This window comes from Brevundimonas sp. M20, assembly GCF_006547065.1.
Lineage (GTDB): Bacteria > Pseudomonadota > Alphaproteobacteria > Caulobacterales > Caulobacteraceae > Brevundimonas.
In genome coordinates this window covers 1,088,731-1,114,686 of record NZ_CP041243.1, presented here as the reverse complement: position 1 = coordinate 1,114,686, position 25,956 = coordinate 1,088,731, and the positions used below count along the sequence as shown (strand labels likewise).

At 68.1% G+C, this 25,956-nt stretch carries 14 protein-coding genes; 5 read left to right on the top strand and 9 right to left on the bottom strand.

Features of this window, described 5'->3' with window-relative positions; genetic code table 11:
- Position 1: 1 nt before the first annotated feature.
- Positions 2–952 carry a homoserine kinase gene (locus tag FKQ52_RS05255; RefSeq protein WP_141626204.1) on the top strand — a complete coding sequence of 317 codons (951 nt, stop codon included), beginning with the start codon at positions 2–4 and terminating at the stop codon, positions 950–952.
- On the opposite strand, the gene thrC is transcribed toward FKQ52_RS05255, so the two are convergent.
- From thrC to FKQ52_RS05235, 4 genes are all read right to left on the bottom strand, one after another.
- Positions 949–2,319, bottom strand: a complete 1,371-nt coding sequence (gene thrC / locus FKQ52_RS05250; RefSeq protein WP_141626203.1) for a threonine synthase — start codon at positions 2,317–2,319, stop codon at positions 949–951. The two genes, FKQ52_RS05255 and thrC, sit on opposite strands and share 4 nt — an antisense overlap.
- Positions 2,320–2,359: 40 nt before the next feature.
- Positions 2,360–3,667 (bottom strand): hypothetical protein, encoded by a 1,308-nt coding sequence (locus FKQ52_RS05245; RefSeq protein ID WP_141626202.1) that lies wholly within the window; start codon positions 3,665–3,667, stop codon positions 2,360–2,362.
- 74 nt (positions 3,668–3,741) lie between these two features.
- A complete protein-coding gene (locus tag FKQ52_RS05240) occupies positions 3,742–6,834 on the bottom strand; it encodes a TonB-dependent siderophore receptor (RefSeq protein WP_141626201.1) in 3,093 nt (1,030 codons plus the stop codon).
- Positions 6,835–6,867: 33 nt separating this feature from the next.
- Positions 6,868–8,217, bottom strand: coding sequence for a dicarboxylate/amino acid:cation symporter (locus FKQ52_RS05235; RefSeq protein WP_141628245.1), 1,350 nt, complete (start codon positions 8,215–8,217; stop codon positions 6,868–6,870).
- Between the two features lie 245 nt (positions 8,218–8,462).
- Here FKQ52_RS05235 and FKQ52_RS05230 point away from each other — a divergent pair, with 245 nt between their 5' ends.
- On the top strand, positions 8,463–10,277 hold the full coding sequence (locus FKQ52_RS05230; RefSeq protein WP_141626200.1) for an ATP-binding protein: 1,815 nt from the start codon (positions 8,463–8,465) through the stop codon (positions 10,275–10,277).
- Positions 10,274–11,611 carry a sigma-54 dependent transcriptional regulator gene (locus tag FKQ52_RS05225; RefSeq protein WP_141626199.1) on the top strand — a complete coding sequence of 446 codons (1,338 nt, stop codon included), beginning with the start codon at positions 10,274–10,276 and terminating at the stop codon, positions 11,609–11,611. Before FKQ52_RS05230 ends, FKQ52_RS05225 begins: the two co-directional genes overlap by 4 nt.
- Here FKQ52_RS05225 and FKQ52_RS05220 read toward each other — a convergent pair.
- Positions 11,608–12,513, bottom strand: a complete 906-nt coding sequence (locus FKQ52_RS05220; protein WP_141626198.1) for an ROK family protein — start codon at positions 12,511–12,513, stop codon at positions 11,608–11,610. The two genes, FKQ52_RS05225 and FKQ52_RS05220, sit on opposite strands and share 4 nt — an antisense overlap.
- 82 nt (positions 12,514–12,595) lie before the next feature.
- Between FKQ52_RS05220 and cysD the strand changes: the two genes are divergently transcribed.
- Positions 12,596–13,492, top strand: a complete 897-nt coding sequence (gene cysD, locus FKQ52_RS05215) for a sulfate adenylyltransferase subunit CysD (protein WP_141628244.1) — start codon at positions 12,596–12,598, stop codon at positions 13,490–13,492.
- Positions 13,492–15,264, top strand: a complete 1,773-nt coding sequence (cysC, locus tag FKQ52_RS05210) for an adenylyl-sulfate kinase (RefSeq protein ID WP_141626197.1) — start codon at positions 13,492–13,494, stop codon at positions 15,262–15,264. The genes cysD and cysC overlap by 1 nt, the downstream gene beginning before the upstream one ends.
- A 24-nt stretch (positions 15,265–15,288) precedes the next feature.
- Here cysC and FKQ52_RS05205 read toward each other — a convergent pair whose 3' ends face one another.
- From FKQ52_RS05205 to FKQ52_RS05190, 4 genes are all read right to left on the bottom strand, one after another.
- Entirely contained in the window at positions 15,289–20,877 is a 5,589-nt protein-coding gene (locus FKQ52_RS05205) for a Calx-beta domain-containing protein (RefSeq protein ID WP_141626196.1), read from the bottom strand.
- A gap of 231 nt (positions 20,878–21,108) precedes the next feature.
- Complete coding sequence (locus FKQ52_RS05200) at positions 21,109–21,297, bottom strand: low affinity iron permease family protein (protein ID WP_240811747.1); 189 nt, start codon at positions 21,295–21,297, stop codon at positions 21,109–21,111.
- A 271-nt stretch (positions 21,298–21,568) separates the two neighbouring features.
- The gene (locus FKQ52_RS05195) at positions 21,569–22,903 is read right to left on the bottom strand and encodes an amidase (protein ID WP_370451053.1); all 1,335 of its coding nucleotides are present in this window, start codon (positions 22,901–22,903) and stop codon (positions 21,569–21,571) included.
- Between the two features lie 445 nt (positions 22,904–23,348).
- Complete coding sequence (locus FKQ52_RS05190) at positions 23,349–25,619, bottom strand: S9 family peptidase (RefSeq protein WP_141626195.1); 2,271 nt, start codon at positions 25,617–25,619, stop codon at positions 23,349–23,351.
- Positions 25,620–25,956 lie beyond the last annotated feature (337 nt).

Below are 25,956 nucleotides of genomic sequence, written 5' to 3'. Positions count from 1 at the left end.
CATGGCCGTCTTCACCCCCGTCGAGGAGGCCGACGCCGAGCCCTTCATTAGCCGCTATGGGCTGGGCGCCCTGCGGTCGCTCACGCCCATCGCCGAAGGGGTGGAGAACACCAACTACCGCATCGACACCGACCGGGGTCGGTATGTCCTGACCCTGTTCGAGGGTCGCACGGACGCCGCCTCCCTGCCCTTCTGTCTCGGCCTGACCGCCCACGCCGCCGACAAGGGCCTGCCCTGCGCCCGCGCCGTGCTCGATGATCAGGGGCAGGCCGTCGGCGAACTCAACGGTCGCCCCGCCGCAATCCTCGAATGGCTGCCGGGGGCCTGGAAGCGTGAGCCCTCGCTGGAGCATCAGCACGCGGCCGGCGCCCTGCTGGCGCGCCTGCACCTCGCGGCGGTCGACTTCCCGCTGGAGCGCGCCAACCCGGTCGGGCCCGCCGCCCGCCGAGCCCTGTTCGACCGCTGCCTGACCCGCGCCGACGCCGACGACCGCCTGCTGCTGGGCCGGATGGCGCCGTGGGTCAGCGGCGCGAGCGGCGATCCCGCCGCCGGGCTGCCGCGTGGTCCGATCCACGCCGACTACTTCCCCGACAACCTGCTGTTCGACGAAGACGCCCCCAGCGGGCTGATCGACTTCTATTTCGGCTGCACCGACGCCCTCGCCTACGATCTGGCCATCGCCCTTTCGGCCTGGGGCTTCGACGCCGACGGCCTGCCCCTGCCCGCCGCTCTGGCCGCCTTCCGCTCAGGCTATGAGTCCGTGCGCCCGCTCTCGGTGGCCGAACGCGCCGCCCTGCCCGCGCTGGGCGCCGTCGCCGCAGTCCGCTTCACCCTGACGCGGCTGCACGACCGGCTGTTCCATGATCCCACGCGTCTGGTGACGCCCAAGGACCCGCCCCCCTTCCTGAGACGGCTGGACTGGTGGACCGAACAGGCCGCGCTGGCGGCTTAACCGATCGCGGCCAGCACCGCCTCAAGCGTCGCGTCCACCGTCTCGAACTGCTCGGTCTTACCCTCCAGCCCTTGCAGTTGCGGCGGACGCTCAGGCGCGAAGCCCAGCGCCGCCTCAACGCTGTCGGGGAATTTCGCCGGGTGCGCGGTCGACAGGGCGACGACAGGCCCTGTCCGTTCGACCCGCCGCGCCGCATGCAGCGCCACCGCCGTGTGCGGACAGATCACCCGCCCGTTCTCGCACCAGGTCCGCTGCATCTCGGCCACCGTCTCCGCCTCGCTGACCGAGACCGCCGACACCTCGCGCCGCAGGGCCGCCAGCACGTCGCCCGGCAGGGTCACGTGGCCTGCCCTGTTGAAGTCCTCGAACAGCCCCCGCGTCAGGTCCGCATCCCGCCCCGTCGCCTCGAACACCAGCCGCTCGAAGTTCGAGGGCGCCTGAACATCCATGCTGACGCTGGCCGTCGGCTCGGCCTGCGTCCGCTCATAAACTCCCGTATGTAGCGCCCGCACCAGCGCGTCATTCCGGTTCGTCGCCGCCACCAGATCGCCGATCGGCAGGCCGCATTGGCGCGCCACCCAGCCCGCGAAGGCGTCGCCGAAGTTTCCGGTGGGCACCACATAGGTCGCGGGCTCCGCCAGCTTCGCCGCCGTCGCCGCGTAATAGGGCGCCTGCCCTGACAGCCGGGCCCAGTTGATCGAGTTGACCGAGCTGACCCGCCGGTTCGCCTTCAACGCCGGGGTGCCCAACAGGGCTTTCACCAGCCGTTGGCAGTCGTCAAAGTCACCGCGCACCGCCAGGTTCAGCACGTTCGGCGCACCGGTTGTCGTCATCTGCAGCCGCTGCATCGGCGACACCCGGCCCAGCGGGTGCAGCACCACCAGATCAATCCGGTCCGCGCCCGCGAAGGCCTTCACCGCCGCCGCGCCGGTGTCGCCGCTGGTGGCCGTCAGCAGCAGCAGGCGTTCGCCCGTGTTCGCCAGCAGGCTTTCGGCCATCCCGGCCACCAGCTGCATGGCCAGGTCCTTGAACGCCGCCGTCGGCCCGTGGAACAGCTCCAGCACATGCAGGCCGGGCTCCAGCTCGACCAGCGGGACCACGTCGGGATGCAGGAAACGCTCCTGCACCCGCCGCGTCGCCGCCGCCAGCGCCCCCGCCGGAAGCCCCTCGCCGACGAACGGCGTCAGCAGCCGCTCGGCCAGCGTCGCATAGTCCGCGCCGCCCGCGATCAGATCGTCCAGCGACAGCTTCGGCCAGGTCGCGGGCGCGAACAGGCCGCCGTCCGGCGCGATGCCGTTGATCACGGTCCCGGCGAAATCGACGAGCTGGGAACGGCCACGGGTGCTGACATAGGACGGGGAGGTCATCCCCTTTCGTCGGCGACCGGATCGCCGCCGTCAATGAGTGTCAACCCGCTGGAAGGAAGCGGCAGGCTGATGCGGACGCGAGCGTCAGACACCGTTGCTGGAAGGTCGCGGGATCAGGACGCTGTCCGGTATCCAGCCAGCGCTCGAGCGCGTCCAGCGTGGTCAGATAGCCGCCGTCCTGAAGCCTGCTGTGCTGGTTCTCGTCCGTCAGCGCCTGCGCCAGCAGATGCGAGCGCCCCGCCGCCGCCACCGTTCGGGCGTACTCAGCATCCGCCAGCCAGGTCACCGTCGGATCGTAGCGCGCATGGATCGTCACCGTCGGCGCCACGATAAGCCCCGACAGATCAGCGTCATAGGCCAGTCTTGCAACAGCCGTCGGGTCCGCCGTGAACCGCTCCACGCCCGCGTTCAGCGCCGCGTCGTCGGAAGAGCCGCTGTACACGGTCCGGCTGTTGTCGAAAGGATTCAATCCGCCCAGCCGCCTCTGCACCAGATCCTGGAACAGGAAGGTCGACCAGGTCATGTGGGCGATCAGCTCGTCCTCCTCGATTCCGGTCACGGCGAGGATGTCGCGCAGCCTGCGGGTCTGGTCCGCGCGCCGGTCCCGCTGCGACAAGCCCACGCCGGTGCACTCCACGATCCGCCGCCGCAGTTCCGCCCGCGTCATCGTCGCGTTTGCGGGCAGCCCCTGCCAGACCGGATAGGCGCCGTCCTGCCGCGCGGGATGGTTTCCGCAGTAGAACTGGTAGACCGCCCGCAAATCGGCCCGGAACTGATAGGCCTTCGTCCCGCCCATCAGCACGCCGTTGGTCAGCAGGACGCCATCGTAGTTGGGTCGCCCCTCGATATCGAGGGCGTAAAGCTCCGCCGCCTTCGCCGCGACGTTCCCGCCCCACGACTGGCCGTGAAGGATGGTCCGGGCCGGACGGCCGAAGCGCGCCCAGAAGATCTTGCGGCTGTTGTCCGCGTCCTCGGCGGCCATGCGCACGCCGTACCCGCCCCGGCGATAGGTCGAGCCGATCCAGGCGTAACCCTGCTTCACCATCACCGAGAACCGGTCCAGGTCCTCCAGCGAGTCCGGAGCTTCGGGCTCGCCGGTGCGCGGACCGCCGTGGGCGTGGACGATCAACTTGCGGTTCCACGTCGTCGGCATGGCGATGATGTACCAGGCGCCGTTGACGTCCCGGCCTGAAAGGCAACGCACCTCCCGCCCCACGGAGGCCGGACAGTTGATCGGCGTCGGTTCCACCGCTTCGAGCGGCGACGGGGTCGATGCCGCACCTTGCGCCACAGCGAGGCCGGGCGTCGCCAGCATCAGGCCCCCGAACAGAGCGGCCAGTCGTTTCATCGGAACCCTCATCAAAGGAAATCCGGCGCGGATCGGGGGAGGCACGATCCGCGCCGGTTCAGCCCGGTTCAGTCTCAGAACGTCTTCGAGATGTCGACGTACCAGTAGCGGCCATACGGGCGCTGCACTGAACCGAGATAACCACCGTCCGCCAGCGACGGACCTTCATCCGTCAGATCGCGGACGCCGATACGCAGATCCGTCCCCGAGGCGGCGCCGAAACGCTCGTCGAAGGCGTACTGGCCGTACAGGTTCAGCGTCATCTGGTCGGTGACCTTCCACGCCTGACCGGTCGAGCTCAGCAGGCTCGTCTGGAACACCTCGCTGACGTACTGGGTCGAGGCGCCCACCCGCCACGGGCCGTGCCGCCAGGTGAAGCTGGCGTTGACCTTCCACTCGGGGCGGCCGTTCTGCGCGATCAGCTGGCTGGAGTCCGGCAGCGGGGTCAGGGCGTTGATGATCCCCGCCTCACGAGCGGCGTACAGCGACTCCACGATATCCCCCGGCGCGCGCGAGAATTTCAGCAATTGCTGGGCGTTGGCGCGGAAGATGAAGGTCCCCCACTCGGTCCGACGCTTGGCCCAGGTGAAGCCGAGGTCCAGCCCTTCCGCCGTTTGCGGCAGCAGGTTGATGAACCGGTCGCTGATAGTTTGCGCCGTCCCCACCGCCGTCAGGCCGGTGCCGTCGAACAGATCGATGTCGTCCTGCGTCGGGGTCGCACGGACCACATTCGGATTGGTCCCGCCCTGCACCCGGTTCAGATACTCCAACGCCAGCGCGGTCTGGGCGCCCAGCAGTCCGACGATCTGCTCCTGCTCGATCTTCCAGCGATCCACCGTGAAGGTGAAGTCGCCCAGCACTTCCGGAAGGAAGGTCGGCTGGAAGACCAGACCATAGGACTGATTGGTGCTCTCCTCGGGCTTCAGGTCGGGGTTGCCCGCGATCTGCAGCGAGACGCTGGCCGTGCGGGTGCACTGGGTCATGTTGGCGATGGTGCCGTTGCGGATGTCCGCTTCACAGCGGATGAAGTCCGGGGCGCTGGCCAGACGGGCGTACTGGGTTGCGTTCACCTGCTCCAGGTTCGGCGCGCGGAAGCCTTCCGAATACGAGGCCCGGAACCGCAGGCCCTCCACGATATCCCAAGCGAGGGCGATCTTGGGCTTCCCGACCGAGCCGAAGTCCGAATAGTCCTCGAAGCGACCCGCCAGCTGAACGTCGATGCTCTGCACCAGCGGGATGTTCATCTCCGGCGAGATGACCGGAATGGCGAACTCGACGAAGGCGCCCGCCACAGTGCGGTCACCCTTGCTGTCCGGGTTGGGACTGACCGCCGAAACATTCGACGGATTGACCTCGCCCGTCACCATGTCGACGAAGGTGAAGGTGCCGTCCACGTTCTCGTCGCGGTCGTCGCTCTGGGTTTCACGACGGAATTCGACGCCCATCGCCACGCCTACCGGGCCGCCCGGCAGTTCGAACAGGTCGCTCCGCGACATCTTGAAGTCGGCCAGCGCCAGCGTGGTGCGCGAGACGCGACGCATGTCGAACACGATGGCGTCGATGGCCGCCTGCGACGACGGCGTGCAGTCATTGTAGCTCGGCGTATCCACACACCCGCCGTTGAACGGGTTGTAGGCGTCGGGCGTCGACAGGGCCAGCTGGGCCTGCAAGGCCGTCATGTTGATGTTGGGCGAAATGTCCTCGGCCTCGGCCTCGGAGTAAAGAAGCGCGCCCTCCCAGTCGAACCCGCGCCATTCACCACGCAGGCCAGCCAGGAAGCGCGACTGATAGTTCTTGACCTTCACCTCCTGGAAGCCCGTGTCCGCGAACCGGTAGTTGCCCAGACGCACCGCCAGCCCCGAGGCCGGAACATTGGTCAGGTTGGGCAGGCGGTTCGGGTTCGGCGCCCCGTTCATCATAGTCGGACCGAACGGGTTCCAGTAGTTGGTCGCCGGAATCCACAGACCGTTCAGATTGACCACCGGCGGCTGGATCGCATTACTTTCAGCCGCATAGAAGGACAGCTCGCCGAAGGCGGTCAGGTTGTCCGTCAGATCGTAGTGGCCGGTCAGGAAGATGTTGGCCCGCTCGACGGACGGGCGCACCGTCGTGCCCTTGCGGGTATCAAACCGCATCTCGCGGTTCACCCCGTTGTAGGCCGCCGCGCCGCTGACCAGACAGATGTCGCCCAGATCGGCGCCGACGCAGCCGAAGCTCTCCGGTTGATAGTGGAAGGCGCCGGCGGCGGTCGTCACGACCGTGCCGTTGGAGCGCGGGCGGGTCGCCGTCGTCACGGGCGCGATCGTCAGCGCCGCCCAGGTCGTGTGCGACGAACGACCGTCCGGCACGGTCGAGGTCTCGTAGCCCGGGAAGCCCGAGAAGAAGGGCCGCATGTCGTCGCTGAAGGTGAAGTCCTGCTCATCGGCCATCAGCTTGGTGCGGCTGGAATAGTTGGCGAACAGCGAGACATTTCCGCGGTCGAAATTCTTGCCGGCGAAAACGTTGAGATCGAGCTCGCGCATGCTCGTGCCCTCGGCGCCGCCGTAGCGGCTCTCGAAGGTGAAACCGTCGAAGTCGTCCTGCAGCACGGTGTTGACCACGCCCGCCACGGCGTCGGCGCCGTAGATGGCCGCCGCGCCGTCCAGCAGCACCTCGACCCGCTCAAGTCCGGCGACCGGAATGGCGTTGGAGTTGTAGCTCAGCACCGGCACCGTGCCGGTGTCCGACGTGCCCTGGCTGGTCGGGTGCTGCACCACGCGACGCCCGTTCACCAGCACCAGGGTGTTGCCGACCCCCAGCGAGCGAAGGTTGACCGAGTTCACGTCGCCGCGCGCCGAGTTGGAGGTCTGCGGGTTGTTGGCGCTGTCGAACAGCACGTCGCCCATCTGCGGGATCGACCGCAGCAGGTCGTCACCCGACACCGCGCCGACGCTGTCGATCTGCTCCTGATCGACCACCACGACCGGCAGGGCGTTGGTGGTCGAGGCGCCGCGGATTTGCGATCCCACGACCACGACGTCGCCCAGTTGGGCCGCCCCGTCCTGGGACGCGTCCTGTTCGGGCGCGGTTTCGACCGGCGGCGCCTCCTGCGCAGCCGCGGCGCCCGCGGCCAGCAGCGTCAGCACCGCCGCGCCGCCCAGCAGCGCGCTTCTGTATCTCGACTTCATTCCCGTTCCTCCCTTTTAGCCCCCGCCGTTTCTTCAGTCGGCTGTCAGGGTTTCCTTGTCTCCCGGCCCTGCGGCCGGATCAGGCGACGCGGCGAGCGCCCCCGGCTTTGATCCAAGGGCGGCATGGAGCGCATCGCGATCCAGTTCGCCCTCCCAGCGCGCGACGACCAGGGTCGCCACCGCGTTTCCGATGAAGTTGGTCAGCGCCCGGCACTCGCTCATGAAGCGGTCGATGCCGAGGATCAGGGCCATGCCCGCAACCGGCACCGCGGGCACCACGGCCAGCGTCGCCGCCAGGGTGATGAAGCCGGCGCCGGTGATCCCCGCCGCGCCCTTGGAGCTGAGCATGGCGACCAGAAGCAGCAGGATCTGTTGTTGCAGGCTCAGTTCGATGTTCATGGCCTGGGCGATGAACAGCGCCGCCAGCGTCATGTAGATGTTGGTGCCGTCCAGATTGAACGAATAGCCCGTCGGTACGACCAGTCCGACCACGGACTTCGGCGCCCCGGCCTTCTCCATCTTCTGCATCAGGCTGGGCAGGGCCGCCTCGGAAGACGAGGTGCCCAGCACCAGCAGCAGCTCTTCCTTCAGGTAGCCGATCAGCTTGAAGATCGAGAAGCCGTTGGCGCGGGCCACCAGCCCCAGCACGCCCAGCACGAAGACGAGGGCCGTCAGGTAGAAGGTGGCGATCAGCGCGATCAGGTTTGCGATCGACGCGAGGCCATAGGCCCCGATCGTGAAGGCGAAGGCCCCGAAGGCGCCGATGGGCGCGGCCTTCATCAGGATGGCGACCAGACGGAAGATCACCTGACTCAGCGACTCCAGCGCCCGCACCACCGGCTGGGCCGGCGCGCCGACGATGGCCAGCGACAGGCCGAACAGGATCGACACGAACAGGGTCTGCAGGATGTTGCCCTCGACGAAGGCGCTCACCAGCGTCGTCGGGATGATCCCGGTCAGGAAGCCGACGATGGTCGATTCATGGGCGGCCTGCGCATATTGCGCGACCGAACCCGCATCGAGGGTCGCCGGGTCGATGTTCAGCCCATGGCCGGGACGCACCACATTGGCGATCACCAGACCGATGATCAGGGCCAGGGTCGAGAAGACGAAGAAGTAGGCGAAGGCCTTGCCGGCCACCCGGCCGACGCGTTTCAGGTCGCTCATCCCGGCGATGCCGGTTGAAATCGTCAGGAAGATCACCGGAGCGATGATCATCTTCACCAGCTTGATGAAGGCGTCGCCGAGCGGCTTCAGGTCCTTGCCCAGCTCGGGCCAGAAATGGCCGATCAATCCGCCGGCGATGATGGCGCCGAGGACGAGCACATACAGGCTACGGTACCAAGGCTTGCGCACGGCGCCCGCCTCCGGCGTGGATGCAATCTGGATCAAAAGACCCTCCCGAGTGAGACCGCTTGCCGGTCCCGGATTGGTTCACCGTCTGATGCGGTGACGTGGAGCTATTATCGAAAGCCCCGGTCCGACCTCGCAAGCGGAAGGCCGAAATCCATCACCGCACTGACATTGCTTGATTTATTCCCGATTTCGCGGGTGCAAAAACTCAAAACTGGGCGGATTTCCGCACACCATTTCTGGACTTGTGTGCGAAATCCCGCATTACTCTCCCGATGCCCCGTTTTCTCGATTCCGCACAGGGTCAGTGGCGCCTTTTCGCGCTGTTCTGGCTGATTGTCGCCGGGGTCGTAACGCTGCTCGCCGGAGAGTTCGCCCGGCGCGAGGCGCGGGCTGAGGCGCTCGACCAATCCTCAACCGCCACCGCCCTGCACGCCGCCGTCCTGCGCAGTGAGCTTGAGCGGCACCGCTCCCTGCCCATGGTCCTGGCCCAGGACCCGGACCTGCAATCGGTTCTCGCCACCCCGTCCCCCGCCGGGGTGGATCGCCTGAACCGCAAGCTCGAAGGGCTGGCCCGCGAGACCCGCGCGGCGGTCATCTATGCGCTGGATGCGCGCGGCCTGGCCCTCGCCGCCAGCAACTGGAACCAGCCGATCAGTTTCGTCGGTTCGGACTATCGTTTCCGCCCCTACTATTCCGAGGCCATGCGCGACGGGCAGGCCAGCCTGTTCGCCCTCGGCACCGTCAGCGGACGCCCGGGCCTGTATCTCGCCCGCCGGGTCGAAGCCGCCGACGGTCGTCCGCTGGGCGTCGTCGTCGCCAAGCTGGAGTTCGATACGCTGGAGGCCGACTGGCGCAGGTCGGGTGAACCGACCTATGTCACCGACGGCGACGGCGTCGTCCTGATCACCACCGTACCGGAGTGGCGCTTCCATACGACCGGCGCCCTGCCCGCCGATCGCCGTCACCGGCTGGAAGTGGACCAGACCGCCGGACGCGTGGACCTGTCCGCCCTGCCCTTCGAGGCGCTCCAGCCGGGCATGATCCGCCTGTCGCAAGACACTCCTCCCGATCTCTACGCCCGAACCTCCGTTCCGGTCCCCGAGATGGGCTGGCGGCTCCACCTTCTCTCCCCGGCCGGGAACGGCGTCACCCGGGCCGTGGTCAGCGCAAGAGTTCTGGCCCTTCTCAGCGTCACCCTGCTGGCGGGCCTGACGGGCGTTCTGCTGCGCCGCCGCCAGCGCGCCCGCGCCCGTTCGGCGGAGGACGAGGCCGCCCGGATCGTGCTGGAGCGCACCGTCGACGCCCGCACTGCAGAACTCCGCGCCGCCAACGATCAGCTCAACCGCGAGATCGAGGAGCGGCGGCGTCTGGAAAAGGGCCGTCAGGACCTTCAGGATGAACTCATTCAGGCCAACAAGCTCGCCACCCTGGGCCAGATCGCCGCCGGGGTCGCGCACGAGATCAACCAGCCGCTCGCCGCCATCCGCACCCACGCCGACACCGCCGCCGTCTATCTGGATCGCCAGGACGCCGAGGCGGCGGGCCGCTCCCTGACCCGGATCAACGACCTGACCCAGCGGGTCGGCGCCATCACCGACGAACTGCGCGCCTTCTCCCGCAAGACCCGCTCCGGAACGGTGGCTGTCGGCGTTGACGCCGCCATCGACGGCGCCCTGCTGCTGGTCAGCCCCCGTCTGCGCGAACAGGGCATCACCCTGAAGCGCACCCGCGCGCCGGAGGGTCTTGAAGTGCTGGCCGAACGTAACCGTCTCGAACAGGTCGTGCTGAATCTGCTCCAGAACGCCATTCAGGCGCTCGACGGCGTCGCCGCCCCGGTCATCGAGATCGCCGTCTCCGTCCGCTCCGGCAAGGTTACGATCAAGGTGGCCGACAACGGCCGGGGCGTCTCGGCGGAGGTTCGCGAGCGCCTGTTCACCCCCTTCACCACCGACAAGCGCGACGGGCTGGGCCTCGGCCTCGTCATCAGCCGGGACATCGTCGCCGGCTTCGGCGGCGAGCTGCTCCACGCCCCCTCTCCCAAATCCGAAGGCGCCGTCTTCAAGATCGTACTGGCGAAGGCCGAATGAGTTTCCAGCCCTGTAACCGCATCGCCCTGATCGAGGACGATGACGCCTTCCGGTCCGCCCTGTCCGAGCGCCTGTCTCTCGCAGGCTTGTCCGTATCGGAGTTCGCCTCCGGCGACGCCGCGCTGAAGGCGCTGGACGGCCGCTTCGACGGCGTGGTGGTCACCGACCTCCGCATGCCCGGTCTGGACGGACGTCAGGTGATCGACCGTCTCGCCATTGTCGATCCGGACCTGCCGGTCGTCGTCATGACCGGTCACGGCGACATCGCCGAGGCCGTCGATGTGATGAAGCGCGGAGCCTATGATTTTCTGGCCAAGCCCTTCGCGCCGGAACGCCTGCTGGAGACCCTCCACCGGGCTCTGGAGAAGCGGGCGCTGGTGCTGGACAACCGCCGCCTCGCCGCTCTCGCCGTCGAGGACGAATGGTCGATCCCGCTCAGCGGAGAAAGCCGCGCCGTCACCGCCCTCCGCGCCGCCATCCAGCGCCTCTCGGACGCCGAGGTCGATGTCCTGATCGAGGGCGAGACCGGAGCCGGCAAGGAGGCCGTCGCGCGCGCCATCCACAACGCCGGACGCCGTCGGCTCAAACCCTTCGTGCCCGTCTCCTGCGCCACCCTTCGCGACGAGGGTCTTGAGAGCCAGCTGGTCGGCCATGCCGCCGGCGCCTTTCCCGGCGCCCTGCGTCGCCGCGAGGGCCAGATCGAGCAGTCGCATCAGGGCAGCCTGTTCCTCGACGAGATCGACCTGGCTCCCCGCGCGGCGCAGCTCCTCCTCCTGCGGGTGCTGGAGGAGCGCGAGGTCATGCCGCTGGGCGCGGCCGAAGCCCACGCGCTGGACCTGCGCATCCTCGCCGCCACCAAGTCCGACCCGGCCGAGGCCGTCGCGCGGAGCGACCTGCGCGAAGACCTGTTCTACCGCCTCAACGTGGTGCGCGTCCGTATCCCGCCACTGCGCGAGCGCCGCGAAGACGTGCCGGTCCTGTTCGCCCGCTTCCTCGACCGCGCCGCCCGTCGTCTGGGACGCCCCATTCCGTCCATCGACCACGCCATCCGCCGCCGCCTGCTGGAACACGACTGGCCGGGCAACCTGCGGGAACTGTCCAACTACGCCAGCGAAGTCGCCGTCGGCATCGCCGCCCCGGCCGAACGGCTGGAGACGGACCGCAGCCTGTCAAAACAGGTTCAGGACTATGAGGCTGAACTGATCCGCGAGGCCCTGACCGCCCACGGCGGCGATATCCGTCGGGTCACGGAGACCCTGCAGATCCCGCGCAAGACCCTCTACGACAAGATGGCCCGCCACGGCATCCAGCCGTCCGAGCATCGGCGGCGCTAACCCAGCGCCGTCAAACCCACCGCGATCGCGCCCATCGGACCGGCCTTCGGCCCCAGCCCCGGCGGCTGAAGGTAGGCCTCCACGTCCGCCGCGATGGCGCCCGCCACGCCGTAGCCCGCGAGGCTTTTCACCAGCGCGGCGCGCAGACGCTCGAACAGCCAGGGCTGGCCGTCCGCCACGCCACCGCCGATCAGCACCCGCTGGGGACAGGCGGTCAGAACCAGATTGTGCAGCATCCCGGCCAGCGCATGCACGACCATGTCCCAGGCCGGATCGTCCGGCGTCACCTCGACACCGGGCTTGCCCGCCCGCGCCTCGACCGCCGGTCCCGACGCCAGCCCCTCAACGCAGTCGCCGTGATAGGCGCAGACGCCCGGCCACTGATCGCCCGGAAGGCGGCCGACCTTCAGATGCCCCAGTTCCGGATGGCCCAGCCCGCGCACGGTCCGGCCGTTGACCACCACGCCGACACCGATCCCGGTGCCGACGGTTGCATAGGCATGGCTGTCCAGCCCCCGCGCCGCGCCCCAGCGCCCCTCGGCCAGCGCCGCGCCGTTCACGTCCGTATCCAGCGCCACCGGCACGCCGAAGCCCTCATGCAGCACATTCAGGCTGGCCCAGCGCCAGGCCAGCTTGGTCGTCTCGGTGATGTGCCCGTACTTGTCCGACTTCGGGTCCAGCTCCACCGGCCCGAAGCTGGCCAGACCGATGGCGGCGAAGCCTGGCCCCGCGGCCCAGCGCTCCAGCACCGCCCGGATCGCGCCCAGGGTCTCCTCCGGCGTTGTCGTCGGCAGGCGCACCTCATCGCGGATGTCGTCCGGCCCGGACGCAAGCACGCAGACACATTTCGTGCCGCCCAGTTCGACGCCCGCGATCAGCGGAGAAGCGATTCCCGTATTCATGACGGCACCCTGCCGCGTCAGATCACGCGGCGCCATGCCCCGCGCTCTTGGCGCCGGGCGATTCTACCTGCACTGGTATCCCATGAGACTGCAGGACGACGTTCTCGACTGGCTGGAGGCCGAGGCCGTCCACATCATCCGCGAGACGGTCGCGGGCGTCGCCCGCCCTGTCCTGCTGTTCTCGGCAGGCAAGGACTCCGCCGTCCTGCTGCATCTGGCGCGCAAGGCCTTCCATCCCGCACCGCCGCCCTTTCCCCTCCTGCACGTCGACACAACCTGGAAGTTCGACGAACTGTACGCCTTCCGTGACGCCGCGACGGCGGGGTTGGACCTGATCATCCATCGCAACCCGGAAGCCCATGCCGCCGGGATCAATCCCTTCGATCACGGCGCGGCGGTTCACACCGACCTGTGGAAGACCCAGGGTCTGAAGCAGGCGCTGGATGCGGGTCGCTTCGACGCGGCCTTCGGCGGCGCCCGTCGGGACGAGGAAGCCAGCCGGGCCAAGGAGCGTATCGTCTCGGTCCGCGGCGCCGCCCACGGCTGGAACCCGCGCGCCCAGCGGCCCGAGCTCTGGAGCCTCTACAACACCCGCCTCAGCGACGGTCAGTCCCTGCGCGTCTTCCCGCTGTCCAACTGGACCGAGCTGGATGTCTGGCGCTACGTCCGGCGCGAGGGGATCGCCGTCCCGGACCTCTACTTCGCCGCCGACCGTCCCGTGGTCGAACGGAACGGCGTCCTGATCCTCGCCCATCCGCGCCTCCCGCCGCGTCCGGGCGAAGTCCCGACGATCCGGCAGGTCCGCTTCCGCACCCTCGGCTGCTGGCCCCTGACTGGCGCGGTCGAGAGCGAGGCCGCTGATCCGGACGCCGTCATCGCCGAGCTCGCCGCCGCGCCGAACTCCGAACGTCAGGGACGCGCCATCGACCATGACGCTCCCGCCGCCATGGAGCGCCGGAAGCGCGAGGGCTATTTCTGATGCGGCCGGTTCGCCTGATCGCCTGCGGCTCGGTCGATGACGGCAAGTCGACCCTGATCGGTCGGCTGCTCCACGACACGGGCGCCGTCCCTGCGGACCAACTCGCCGCCCTCGGCCCCGCCCCGGACCTGTCCCGCCTGCTCGACGGCCTCGCCGCCGAGCGGGAACAGGGTGTCACCATTGATGTGGCCCACCGCCCGTTCGACCTAGACGGTCGCCGCTTCATCCTCGCCGACGCCCCGGGTCATGAGCAGTACACCCGCAACATGGCCACCGCCGCCTCCACCGCCGATGTCGCTGTCGTGCTGGTTGATGCCCGCAAGACCCTCCAGCCCCAGACCCGTCGCCATCTTCGCCTGCTGGCCCTCATGGGCGTCCGCCGCGTCCTGCTGGCGGTCAACAAGATGGATCTGGTCGATCACGCCTCGTCCCCCTTCCACCGGATCGAAAGTGAGTTCCGCGCCTTCGCCTCGTCGCTCGCTATGATCGATCTCACCGCCATTCCGCTCAGCGCCCTGACCGGCGCGGGCGTCACCCGTCGCGACCCGGTCTTGTCCTGGCATGACGGGCCTCTGCTGTCGGAGTGGCTGGCGGCCACGCCCCTCCCCGCCGTCACTGACAGCCCCTTTCGCCTTCCGGTCCAGACTGTCATCCGTCACGGCGAGCACCGCAGCTTCGCGGGCCGGATCGCCGCCGGCGCCGTCCGCCCCGGCGATCCCGTTCGCGTCCTGCCCTCGGGCGCCGAGGCCGCCGTCGCGACCGTCACCGGCGCGGGCCCGTCCGTCAGCCTGACGCTGGACCGCCTCGTCGAGGTCTCGCGCGGCGACTGGCTGGTCTCGCCCGACGCCCCGCCCGCCGTCGCTGATCAGTTCGAGGCCCATCTGGTCTGGATGTCGGACCAGCCCCTTCTGCCCGGCCGGACCCATGATCTGAAGATCGGGACCGCCACCGTCCCGGCCCGCGTCATGGAGATCAGACACCGCGTCGATCCCGACACCGGAGAGGCTCTGGCCGCCCGCACCCTCGCGCTGAACGACATCGGCGTCGTCACCCTGTCGCTCGACGTCCCGGTTCCGTTCGAGCCCTACAACGACAATCGCGACCTCGGCGGCTTCGTCCTGATCGACCGGATGACCTCGGCCACGGCGGGCGCGGGGATGATCCGCTTCGCCCTGCGCCGCGCGACCAACATCCGGCCTCAGCCCCTTTCCGTCAGCCGTCAGGACCGCGCCGTCCTCAAGGGTCAGCACCCGCTGGTCCTCTGGTTCACAGGCCTGTCCGGCGTCGGCAAGTCAACCATCGCCGACCGGGTCGAACAGCGCCTGTTCGCGGCGGGCCTGCACTCCACCCTGCTGGACGGCGACAACGTCAGGGGCGGGCTGAACCGCGATCTGGGCTTCACCGACGCCGACCGCGTCGAGAACATCCGCCGCGTGGCCGAGGTCGCCCGGCTGATGACCGACGCGGGCCTGATCGTTCTGGTGGCTTTCATCTCCCCCTTCCGCGCCGAACGGGAGATGGCGCGCGGCCTGATGGCGCCGGGAGAGTTTCTGGAAATCCACATCGACGCACCGCTGGCGGTCGTCGAGTCGCGCGACGTGAAGGGTCTCTACGCCCGGGCCCGCGCGGGCCGTCTGGCCAACTTCACCGGCATCGACAGCCCCTATGAGCCGCCGACAGCGCCGGACCTCCGGATTGATACGACCGCCTGCTCCTGCGAACAGGCGGCCGATCTCATCATGGACCTGATCCGGAGCCGGCAGGGGCGCTGACACCCCTGCGCCTCACATCCGGATTCAGGCGCCCAGCAGCTCGTCCGCCGGGTTCGGCAGCAGCAGGCTGTGATCGCCGTGGGTGTTCCAGGTCGACAGATCGGGCACGACCCTGAAGTCCGGTCCGCCCGCATCATCGACGCCCGGCAGCACCAGCGCGTCTCCGGCGTGCTTGTCGAAGACATACAGGTCGTCCGAGCCCGGCAGGACCAGCGGCTCGCCCGCGGCCTTGCCGCCCACCGGCAGGAAGTCGTCGTCCGCCGGCGTCGGCTGCACCTGCGGCCCTGCGCCCGCCTTGTCCGACAGGGCGGGGAACGAGATGGGCGACAGGAAGGCGGTGATGTTCGAGAACTGGAGCTGCTCGACCCCCGTCACGATGGTCGTGCCGTCGCGGCCGTTGACCGTGTCCACCACCTGATAGCTGTCGCCGCCCAGATGGGTGACCTGATACTCGCCCGCGACGCCGCGCAGCACCACCGTGTCGGAGCCGAGGCCGCCGTTGAGGGTGTCATTGCCGCCGCCGCCGATCAGGAAGTCGTTGCCCGCGCCGCCGATGATGACGTTGTTCAGGCCGTTGCCCGTACCCTGGAAGGCGCCCGACCCGATGTACTCGAGGTTTTCAAGGTTTGCGCCCAGGGCATAGCTGCCGTGGTTGGTGCGGACGGTATCGATACCCTCGCCGACAAACTCGGTCACGGTGTCGTTGGCGGTGACGACATAGATGTCGTCGCCCAGACCGCCCTGCAGGGTGTTGGCCGCGCCATCACCGCCGATCAGGGTGTCGTTGCCGTCCAGCCCCAGCAGGGTATCCGCGCCCAGACCGCCGTTCAGGACGTTGTCGCCCGACGAGCCGAACAGCAGGTCGTCGAAGGCCGAGCCCGTGGCGTTCTCGACCGACGAATAGACATCACGCGCGCCGAAGCCGTCGTCGAAGGCGAACTGACCGGCCAGACGGACGCTGACAGCGCCGGTCGAACCCGAATAGTCCGCCGTGTCCGACCCGGCGCCGCCGACCAGAATGTCCGCCCCGGCGCCGCCGGCCAGCACGTCATTGCCGTCCGCCCCGTTCAGGATGTCAGCGCCCACGCCACCGCGGATCGTGTTGTCCGACGCGTTGCCTACGCCGTTGAACGCCGCCGAGCCCGTATAGGTCAGGTTCTCGACGTTGGCGCTCAGGGTCAGGTTGGTCAGGTTGGTCTGGACGGTGTCGACGCCCTCGCCCGCCAGTTCCACGATCGAGTCCTGGGTGGTGACGACATACAGGTCGTCGCCCGCGCCGCCGTACAGTTCGTTGGCCACGCCGTCGCCGCCGATCAGGGTGTCATTGCCCGCCAGACCCAGCAGGACGTCCCGCCCCAGACCGCCGGCGAGGACGTTGTTCAGGCTCGAACCGATCAGGGTGTCGTTGTGGTCCGACCCGGTCACGTTCTCGATGCCCGACAGGGTGTCCGTGCCGCCCATGCCGTTGTCGCGGGTGACGTTGCCGTTCAGGCGCACATCGACCCCGGCCGTCGCCAGCGCATAGCTGATGGTGTCGACGCCCGCGCCGCCGATCAGGCTGTTCACCCCGTCCAGACCGACCAGCAGGTCGTCGCCGTCGCCGCCGTTAAGGACGTTGTTCCCGACGTTGCCGGTGATGATATTGTTCAGGGCGTTGCCCGTGCCGTTCAGCGCCGTTCCGGTCAGGACCAGGTTCTCGACGTTGGCGGTCAGGGCGTAGGAGATCGAGGCCCGGACCGTGTCCGTACCGGCGTTCCCGGCTTCGGTCACCACGTCGCCGACATGGTTGACGACATAGGTGTCGTTACCGGCCAGCGCGGCCATGGTGTCGGCGCCCGCCGTGCCGGTGACGAGGTTGTTGCCCGCCCCGACCACGACCAGTTGCGCCAGCAGGGCGTCGTGGTCGCTCGCCTGATCGGCCATGAAGGTGTTGATGTGCACCCCGTCGAACTGGGCGCCGTTCATCAGCGAACCCGAGACCAGCATGTGGTCCAGCGTCTGCGAGTTGCCGCCGAAGACGTAGGAGTAGCGCTCCTCTTCCGGCAGCAGGCTCCACAGATTGTTCAGGCCGCCGTCTTCCAGCAACGAGACCGACTGCTCGAAATAGAAGGCGTTGAAGTCGCCCGACACCACGATGTGCGCATTCGGATCGACCAGACGCAGATTGTCCAGATAGGCCTCGATGGCCTGCGACTGGGCCAGACGACCGCCTTCACCGGCGTTCGCGGGCGGCTGGGTCGAACCCATGTAGGGGTCCGAGCCGATGCGCGAGGTCGAGTGGATCGACAGGGCGGTGATGATCTCGCCGTTGAACTCGAACTGGGCCGACAGCGGCTTGCGGCTGCCGGTGAAGGCCGGGTCCAGCAGGGCCACCGCCGAACCGTTGACGTAGTCCACGCGGTCCGGGTTGTAGAGGAAGCCGTTGCGGATGTTGCCGCCGGCCTCACCGCCGGACGAGCCTTCCGACGCGGGCGGAACCTCGACGTACACGTAGGTAGGGCCGCCGTTGGCGACGATCTGGTTGATCAGGGCCTGCGCCGACGCCTGCCCCGACAGGGTGCCGTCGTTGCCGTCCTGCACCTCGATCAGGCCGATGATGTCCGGCGTGCCCATGTTGTTGACGATGTCCAGCGCCAGCTCGGTGATCCGCGCGCCGTCGCCCGGGTCCAGGTTCTCGACGTTGTAGCTTGCGATGGTCAGGTGCTCGTTGGCGCCCGTGTCGGCCTGCACCAGATCGGTGGTCTCGGCCGTGGCGGTCACGTCCTGCACGACCGTCACCGGGTCGCGCACGATCAGCTCGTATTCGCCGCCGAAGTAGCTGATGACTCCGCTCACATCGCCCAGCCGGTCGCCGACCGTGTGGTTCGGCGAATAGGCGCCCGAGATGGTCGAGTCGTCGTAGATGATCAGGGCTTCAGGGTTGAAGTCGCCGGCCGAGTTGGTGATGCCGCCCCGGTCGTTCATCCCGGTGGCGTTCGCCCCCGAGTTGGCCACGACGTAGGTCGAGCCCGAGGCCGTGTCCGACACCGCCTGCGCGTCGCGCACGGTGACCAGCATGCCTTCCATCGACTCGTAGAAGTCGATGGCGTCCGTCTCCGGGTCGAACGAGGTGAAGTTGTCGTCGTCGACCAGCGCCGTCGGCGCCTGGTACTCGCCCACGCCGTTGCCGATGTAGGTCATCTGCACCGTGCCGGTGCCGTTGGCGGCGTAGTTCAGACCGTTCACGCCCGCCGCGATCTGGGTGGTGCTCAGGTTGCCCGCCGCGCCGATGGACTCCTGCACCACGCCCGACACGGTCACGGCGCTGCCGATCACGATGCCCGTGGGCGCCGTGCCGGTCGAAACGAAGATGGCGTCCGAGGTGCGACGGTCGCCGTCGCCGTTCGGGTCCTGGATGTAGAAGCCGTTGTTGTCGATGGCGGTCACGATGCCGGTCGTGGTCACTTCCTCGCCGACATAGGTCGAGATGTGGCCCGCGCCCTGGATCGTATAGATGGCGGTCAGGTCGTCGTTGGTGATCACGCCCGTCGCCGCGCCGTCGGTGATGACCGCGTCATTGGTCGCGTTCGACAGGTTCAGGGTGAACCGCTCGGTGGCTTCCGAGGCGGTGTCGCCGTTGACGGTGATCGTCACCGTCTGGGTCATCTGGCCGTCCGCGAAGCTCAGCGTGCCCGAGGCGGCGGCATAGTCCTCACCGGCCGTCGCCGTGCCGTCGAGCGTCGCGTAGTCGACGCTGAAGGCGCTCGTGCCGCCCGCGCGGGTGATGGTGAAGGTCAGGGTGACCGTTCCGCTGTCGCCCTCGACCACCGACACATCGGCGACCGACACCGTCGGCGGGGTCGCGTCATCGTTGTTGATGGCGCCGATGCCGACGCCGTCGCCGATCACCAGACCGCCGGTCGGGTTCGACAGCTGGACTTCGAAATGCTCGGTCAGTTCAGGGGTCACATCGCCGAAGACCGTCACGGTGAAGGTCGCAGTCAACTCGCCGTCAGCGAAGGTCACCGTGCCGTTGGCGCGGCCATAGTCCTCGCCGGCGTTGGCGTCCGTGCCGTTCCCGGGGATCGGGTCCTGCGTCGACCAGTCCACGGTCGCCGCGCCGTCCGCGGTCGTGCGGGTCACGGTGAAGGTGATCAGGCTCGTACCGTTGTCGCCCTCGGCGACGGTGGCGTCACCCACCGACACCACCGGGGTGAAGGTCTGGCCGGTGTTGATCGCACCGGCGGTGTCGCCGCCCGTGACCACCTGCCAGGTGAAGTTGTCCTGTCCGCCGATGCCGACGCGGCTGATCGAGGTGCCGTTGGCGTCGCCGGGCTCTTCCACGCCCGCGCCCACATCGACGCTGGTCATGCCGGCGGCCGGGCCGTTGGTGGCGGTCATCACGCCTTCGTAGCTGATGAACTCGACCACCTGTCCGGTCGCGACGTTCACCAGCGCGATGCCGTCCGGCGAACCGTTCTGGATGCCCGTGGCCGCGAAGCTCAGCACGCCCATGCCGTTCTGCATGTCGGCGAAGGTGCCCGACAGGTTGATCGTCGAATACGACTGGCCGTTGCCACCGTTGTACAGGACCAGCGCCCAGCCGCTCAGGTTGGTGCCCGCGCTGCCCGCGATCTCGATGAACTCGTTGGTGTCAGTGCCGGCGTTGTCGTAGTGGAATTCGTTGATGAAGGGCGTCACCGACCCGGCGGGGACGTCGTCATTGTTGATCGTGCCCTCGCCCGCGCCGTCGGCGATGGTGCCGGTCGACGGGTTGGTCAGGGTTATGTTCAGGGTCTCGTCGCCCTCGACCGCTGTGTCGCCGTTCACCGTCACGGTGATGGTCGCGCTGGTCTGGCCGTCGGCGAAGCTCACCGTGCCCGAGCCCGCCACATAGTCCGCCCCCGCCGTCGCCGTGCCATCCGAGGTCGCCCAGTCCACCGTCGCGGCGCCCGTCCCGTTGGTGCGGGTGACGGTGAAGGTCATCGTCACCGTTCCGGCGTCGCCCTCGGTCACGCTCGCATCGCCGATCGAGAAGGCCATGCTGCCGCCGACGCTGAAGCTGCCCGGAGGCGTCTGGTTGACGGTGTCGCTCACGGCCCAGTTGCTCTGGTTGCCGATCAGGGCCAGCAGTTCGGCGCGCGTGCCGGACACGCTGCCCGAATAGGCGGCGTTGTCGATCTCGTTCAGGGCGATGGCGGTCGTGCCCTCCACCAGCCCCGGCGGCAGGGCCGAGGTGTTGGTATTGGTCGCCGTGGTCTGCCAGCCGGTCGCCTCGTTGTTCACCGCGTACAGGAAGGTCGGGCTGTTATCCGCGCCCTGATAGGCCAGGATCTGGTCGCCGCTGGTGGCGAAGTTGACGTCGCCGCTATCGCTGACCGTGCCGACGTTCACCGTCGAGACGGTCGAGGTCGTGTCGATGGTGATGACCGTGCCGCGCGCGACGCCGCCCGCCGGGGCCGTCCAGGTGATCGTGCCCTCGCCGGTCCGGAAACTTCCGGTGCTCAGCCAGCCGTTGTCGGTGAACTTGATCACCTCCCCCGGCGCGATGTCGACCAGAACGACGAATGCGAACGTCTTGGTGGTGTCCGCGTTCATCGAAATGATCGCGATATCGCCGGCGGCCAGGGTCATGATGCGTCCTCGGTCTGTTCAGAAGCCGGACGCGGAAAGGCCGCCCGGTGCAAATGCTCCGGGGCCGGACCACATTTCAATTGTGGCGACCATCCCCCTTGAGACCGAGTTTTTACTGGCGACCCATTGGATTTCAAGACTTTCTTAAGACTTAAAACCGTCACGAAACCGCCAACTACATGAACGACCTCAGGTTTCGTTTCAGACGCGAATTAAGGCGGCGCCGCCGGATCAAGCGGGCTTGCCGACCTTGCTGCTCGCGGCCTCGAGGTCCTCGACGCGCTTCCCGGGCCGCCCCCTGATCGGCCCCGCAGGCTTGCCCCCGTGCACCGCCCGTCCGCGCGCCTCGACGTCCTTCAGGATGGCGTCCAGCTCCTCGTCGGTCAGGTGTTCGATGCCGATGAGGCCAGAAACGTCCACGGCTTGCCCGCGATCTTCGCCGTCAAGGTCCCCAACCGGATGAACAGCTTTTCCATGACGGCGAAACCTCGTGGAACGGTGAAGGTTGCTTCGACCGGGCGCGCTGCGGCCGGGAAGGCGCCGGGAGAGGTGATTGGTGACTGGTGATTGGTGGTTCACGGCATCGCGGCCAGCGGGCCATGGCCCACGGGCGGTTCAGCGGCCACCCACCAATCACCAATCACTTCCCCCGCACCGCCGCCAACCGGCATTCCCCCGCCGCCCGTGGAGCCTACCGCCCCTCCGGCGCCCGCCGCGCCTGCGTCAGCTGCTCGAACGCATAGCCCAGCGACAGGACCTTCGCGTCCTCCCACTTGCCGGCCATGACGCTCAGCCCCACCGGCATGCCCCGGTCAAGGCCCATGGGCACGGTCAGGTGCGGATAGCCGGCGATGGCCGCCAGACGGCTGGCCGAACCCTGCATGTCGTCATCGTCCTCGCGGTCGTTGGTCCAGGCGCGCGAGGTGGTCGGCGCGATCAGGGCCACGACACTGTGGTCCGCCATCATCCGGTCGATCCCGTCGGACCCCGCGGCCCGCAGCGAGCTTTCGCGGGCGTGTACATAGACCGGGTCTTCCAGTCCCGTCGTCGCCTCGGCGCGCAGGAACAGTTCCTGTCCGAACAGCACCGTCTCGCGCGGCTCGGCGGCGTTGAAGGCGATCACATCGGCCAGCGTCCGGGTCTTCACCTGCTCCGGGTCTGTCGAGGCCAGATAGGCGTTCAGATCGACCTTCAGCTCGGTCATCAGGACCTGCAGCTCCCAGGTCCCCAGATTGCGCCAGTCGGCGGGCGGCTCGGTCACGTCCACGATCTCGGCCCCGCCGTCGCGCATGACCTGCAACGACCGCTCGAACACCTCGCGCGTCTCCTCCGAATAGGACGGCAGCAGATAGCGCAGCACCCCGATCCGCGCCCCGCGCAGGGACCCGGCGTCCAGCGCCGCGCGATAGTCCACCTTGCGCGCATCCGCCTCGGCCGTCGCCGCATCCAGCGGGTCGCTCCCCGCGATCACGGTCAGAATGCGAGCCGCATCCTCGACCGTGGTCGTCATCGGGCCTGCGGTGTCCTGCGAATGGCTGATCGGCACGATATGGGTGCGCGACACCAGCCCGACGGTCGGCTTGAATCCGACGATCCCGTTCACCGAGGCCGGACAGGTGATCGACCCGTCCGTCTCCGTTCCGATCGCCGCCGGCGCCAGCCCGATCGCCACCGCCACCGCGCTGCCCGACGACGACCCGCACGGGGTCCGCTCCGGGTCGTAGGGATTGCGCGTCTGCCCCCCGACCGCGCTCCACCCGCTGATCGAGTTCGACGAACGGATGTTGGCCCATTCGGACAGATTGGTCTTGCCGAGGATGATCGCCCCGGCGTCGCGCAGACGTGTCACCAGCGGCGCGTCCCGGCCCGGCGCATTCTCCGCCAGCGCCAGCGACCCCGCCGTCGTATGGAATTCTACCGCGTCGATGTTGTCCTTCAACAGGACTGGGATCTGCCAGAGTAGCGGCGTGAACACATGCTCGGTGTGATCCTGGGCAGCAGCTATATCCAGCGCATCGCCGTTCATCGCGACAACGCTGTTGTATTGCGCCGCCTGTTCTACCCGTTCCGTCAAACGATATACGAGGCCAGTGCCACTATTGGCGTCGATGTAGGCTCGAGCCTCCGGGAGACTCAGCGATTGTGGTAGCGGGTCTGCTTCGTTGATGGCGCCCTGTTGGTACGGCCGGAAGTTAGCTGGATCGAAGTCCTTAGCGGTCACTATGATAAGCGGCGGCTCGCGGCTTTGCGCCTGCGCCGTCCCCGCCGCCAGCATCACCAGCGCCGCGGCCGCCCCCGCCAAAGCCCTCCCCTCGAGGGGGAGGGTTGGGAGGGGTGGAGGCAGTCTGCGTCCGGATGGATCACCAAAGGCTCCGTCCAACCGAAGGCCGAGCCACGCGCGCAATATCTGGATCATCACTGCCATCACCCCATCCCCCCGCCCCTTCCCCCTCGAGGGGAAGGGGAGATCATCAATGCGACCGCGTCCCGATGGTCCGGTCCAGGAAGTCCAGATACGTCCGCCACTGCTGCAGCTGACGCTCATTGCCGCGCACTCCGTGGCGCTGACCCGGATACAGCATCAGCTCGAACGGCTGGCTGTTCTGCTGCAGGGCGTTGATCACCCGCGTCGAGTTCTCGAGGATCACATTGTCATCGGCCATGCCGTGCATCAGCAGCAGCCGCCCGGTCAGGTTCGGCAGGCGCGGAATGACGTCCGAGGCGGCATAGCCTTCGACGTTCAGCTCCGGCGTCGACATGTAGCGCTCGGTATAGGCCGTATCGTACAGGCCCCATTCCGTCGGCGGCGCGCCCGCCAGCGCCCCGGCCAGCCCCATCCGCGGCTCCGTCGCCGCCATCAGGGTCATGAAGCCGCCGTAGGACCAGCCCATCATGGCGATGCGGGCATCGTCCACAAAAGGCAATGATCTCAGATAGTCAGCCGCCAGAACCTGATCCTCGATCTCAGGCTGTCCCATCTTCAGATACAGGGCCTGCTTGAACGCAGCCGAGCGGTCGCCCTCTCCCCGGTTGTCGAGGCGGAAGACGATGTATCCGGCCTCGGTCAACAGTTGATTGGTTGACGACTGCCAGCCGCGTTTCACCCCGCCGCCCGACGGTCCGCCATACACCTGCATGACCACCGGATAGGTTTTCGTCGGGTCGAAACCGGGCGGCGTCGTCATCTGCCAGACCAGGGTCTCGCCATGGCTTTCCAGCGTGCCGAAGGTCACCTCGCCCCGGCGCGACGCGAACGGATAGGCCGGATGCCCCGGCTCCAGACGGTTCTCCTCGATCCAGCGGATGCGCGTTCCATCAGCGCGATACAGGGCCGATTGCGACGGCGTGTTAAGGTCGGTGTAGGTGCCGACGAAGGCCGTGCCCGTCCGGTTCATCGACGCGCCCCACCAGCCCCCGGCAGAGGTGATCGCCACCGGCGTCACCGTCCGGCGCAGGCTCGCGCGGAACAGCTGCTGCTCGATCGGCAGTTCGCGTCCGTCCCGCATCGAGGCGGTGAAGAAGACCTCGCCCGTGCGCTGGTTCACGCCCGCCAGACCCTTGACCGGATACTCACCCCGGGTGATCGCCCGCAGGCGGCGGCCGTCGCGGTTGTACAGATACAGATGCTTCCAGCCGGTCTCTTCCGTCGACCAGATGAAGTCGCCGTTTTCCAGCGCGCGGAAGTCGTGGCTCAGCGGCACCCAGGCGTTTGACGTCTGGCTGACGATCACGCGCGACGCGCCCGTGGCCGGATCGACGCTCAGCAGGTCCAGCGTCTTCTGGTCCCGCGACAGGCGCTGGACGTACAGCACGCTGCCGTCCGACGACCAGTTCACCCGCGCCAGATAGATGTCGGTGTTCGGGCCCAGATCGACCTTGATCCGGTTCCCGGTCTGGCGGTCGTGCACATACAGTTCGACCACCGCGTTCGGACGACCCGCGCGCGGATAGCGCTGCTCCACTGTCGTCGCCCCGCCGCCGGTGATGTCCAGACGCGGAATGATGTCGACCGTGCTCTCGTCTGTATGTTGCAGGGCGATGTAGCGCTCGGTCGGGCTCCACCAGTAGCCGGTGTCGCGATCCAGTTCTTCCTGCGCGATGAACTCGGCCGTCGCCCAGGTCTTCAGCCCGTCGCCGTCGGCGGTGATCGCTGTCTCGGTGTTGGTCGCCAGATCATAGACGACCAGATCCTGATCCCGGACCCACGACACGAAATTGCCCTGCGGCGACACCTTGGCGTCGATCTCGTCGGCTTCCGTCTCGGTCAGGCGGCGCACAGAACCGTCAGCCCGGGTCGCCAGGAAGATGTCGCCTTCCAGCGGCGCCAGGATATAGCGGCCCTGCTCGTCCCACGAGTACTCCACCACGCCCCGCGCGCTGATGCGCATGCGCTCGCGTCGGGCCTTCTCGGCCTCCGACAGTTCGCCCGCGTCGGGGACCAGCGCCCGCGCGTCGATCAGCTTGAACGGCTCGCCCTCGCCCGTCGGCGCGGCCCACAGGTCCTGCACCTCCACGTCGTCCTCGCGCGAGCGCAGGAAGGCGACCAGTTCACCGTCCGGCGACAGGCTGACGCCCTTGGCCACCGGCCCCGCCAGCGACGGATTCGCGAACACCCGCTCCGGCGTCAGGATCGCGCTCTGGGCCGGCGCCTCTGCGGGCGCGGACGCCTGCTGGGCCATCGCGGCGGTGAACGGCGACAGCGTCGCCACAAGCAGGGTGGAGGCCAGCAGAAGATTACGCATGAACGCCCGACGATGGATTTTTGAACCGGACCCGGACGCTAGAGACGGAACTCCCTCCAGTCCAGCGCCCCTCTCCCGTCGGGAGGGGCAGGGGCCCGCGCCGTCAGGCGTGGGAGGGTGTGGGGTTACACAGACGGCCACAAACATCACCAGAGCCGCCCGCGCCGGGCCTTTCGCCATTCGACCCCCACACCCTCCCACCGACTTCGTCGGCGGGCCCCACCCTCTCCCCATGGGAGAGGGAAGATTACGCCCTGCGTCCAAATTTGACGCACCCGTATGTCAGACTGCGTTCCGGTCTTTGACATCGCCGTCGAATACGCTCTCCACCGGTTGA

Coding starts and splice junctions, on each gene's coding strand:
- cysD (WP_141628244.1), top strand. CDS start 12,596: ATGAGACTGCAGGACGACGTTCTCGACTGGCTGGAGGCCGAGGCCGTC.
- FKQ52_RS05255 (WP_141626204.1), top strand. CDS start 2: ATGGCCGTCTTCACCCCCGTCGAGGAGGCCGACGCCGAGCCCTTCATT.
- FKQ52_RS05220 (WP_141626198.1), bottom strand. CDS start 12,513: ATGAATACGGGAATCGCTTCTCCGCTGATCGCGGGCGTCGAACTGGGC.
- thrC (WP_141626203.1), bottom strand. CDS start 2,319: ATGACCTCCCCGTCCTATGTCAGCACCCGTGGCCGTTCCCAGCTCGTC.
- FKQ52_RS05230 (WP_141626200.1), top strand. CDS start 8,463: ATGCCCCGTTTTCTCGATTCCGCACAGGGTCAGTGGCGCCTTTTCGCG.
- FKQ52_RS05195 (WP_370451053.1), bottom strand. CDS start 22,903: ATGAACGGCGATGCGCTGGATATAGCTGCTGCCCAGGATCACACCGAG.
- FKQ52_RS05240 (WP_141626201.1), bottom strand. CDS start 6,834: ATGAAGTCGAGATACAGAAGCGCGCTGCTGGGCGGCGCGGCGGTGCTG.
- FKQ52_RS05190 (WP_141626195.1), bottom strand. CDS start 25,619: ATGCGTAATCTTCTGCTGGCCTCCACCCTGCTTGTGGCGACGCTGTCG.
- cysC (WP_141626197.1), top strand. CDS start 13,492: ATGCGGCCGGTTCGCCTGATCGCCTGCGGCTCGGTCGATGACGGCAAG.
- FKQ52_RS05225 (WP_141626199.1), top strand. CDS start 10,274: ATGAGTTTCCAGCCCTGTAACCGCATCGCCCTGATCGAGGACGATGAC.
- FKQ52_RS05205 (WP_141626196.1), bottom strand. CDS start 20,877: ATGACCCTGGCCGCCGGCGATATCGCGATCATTTCGATGAACGCGGAC.
- FKQ52_RS05245 (WP_141626202.1), bottom strand. CDS start 3,667: ATGAAACGACTGGCCGCTCTGTTCGGGGGCCTGATGCTGGCGACGCCC.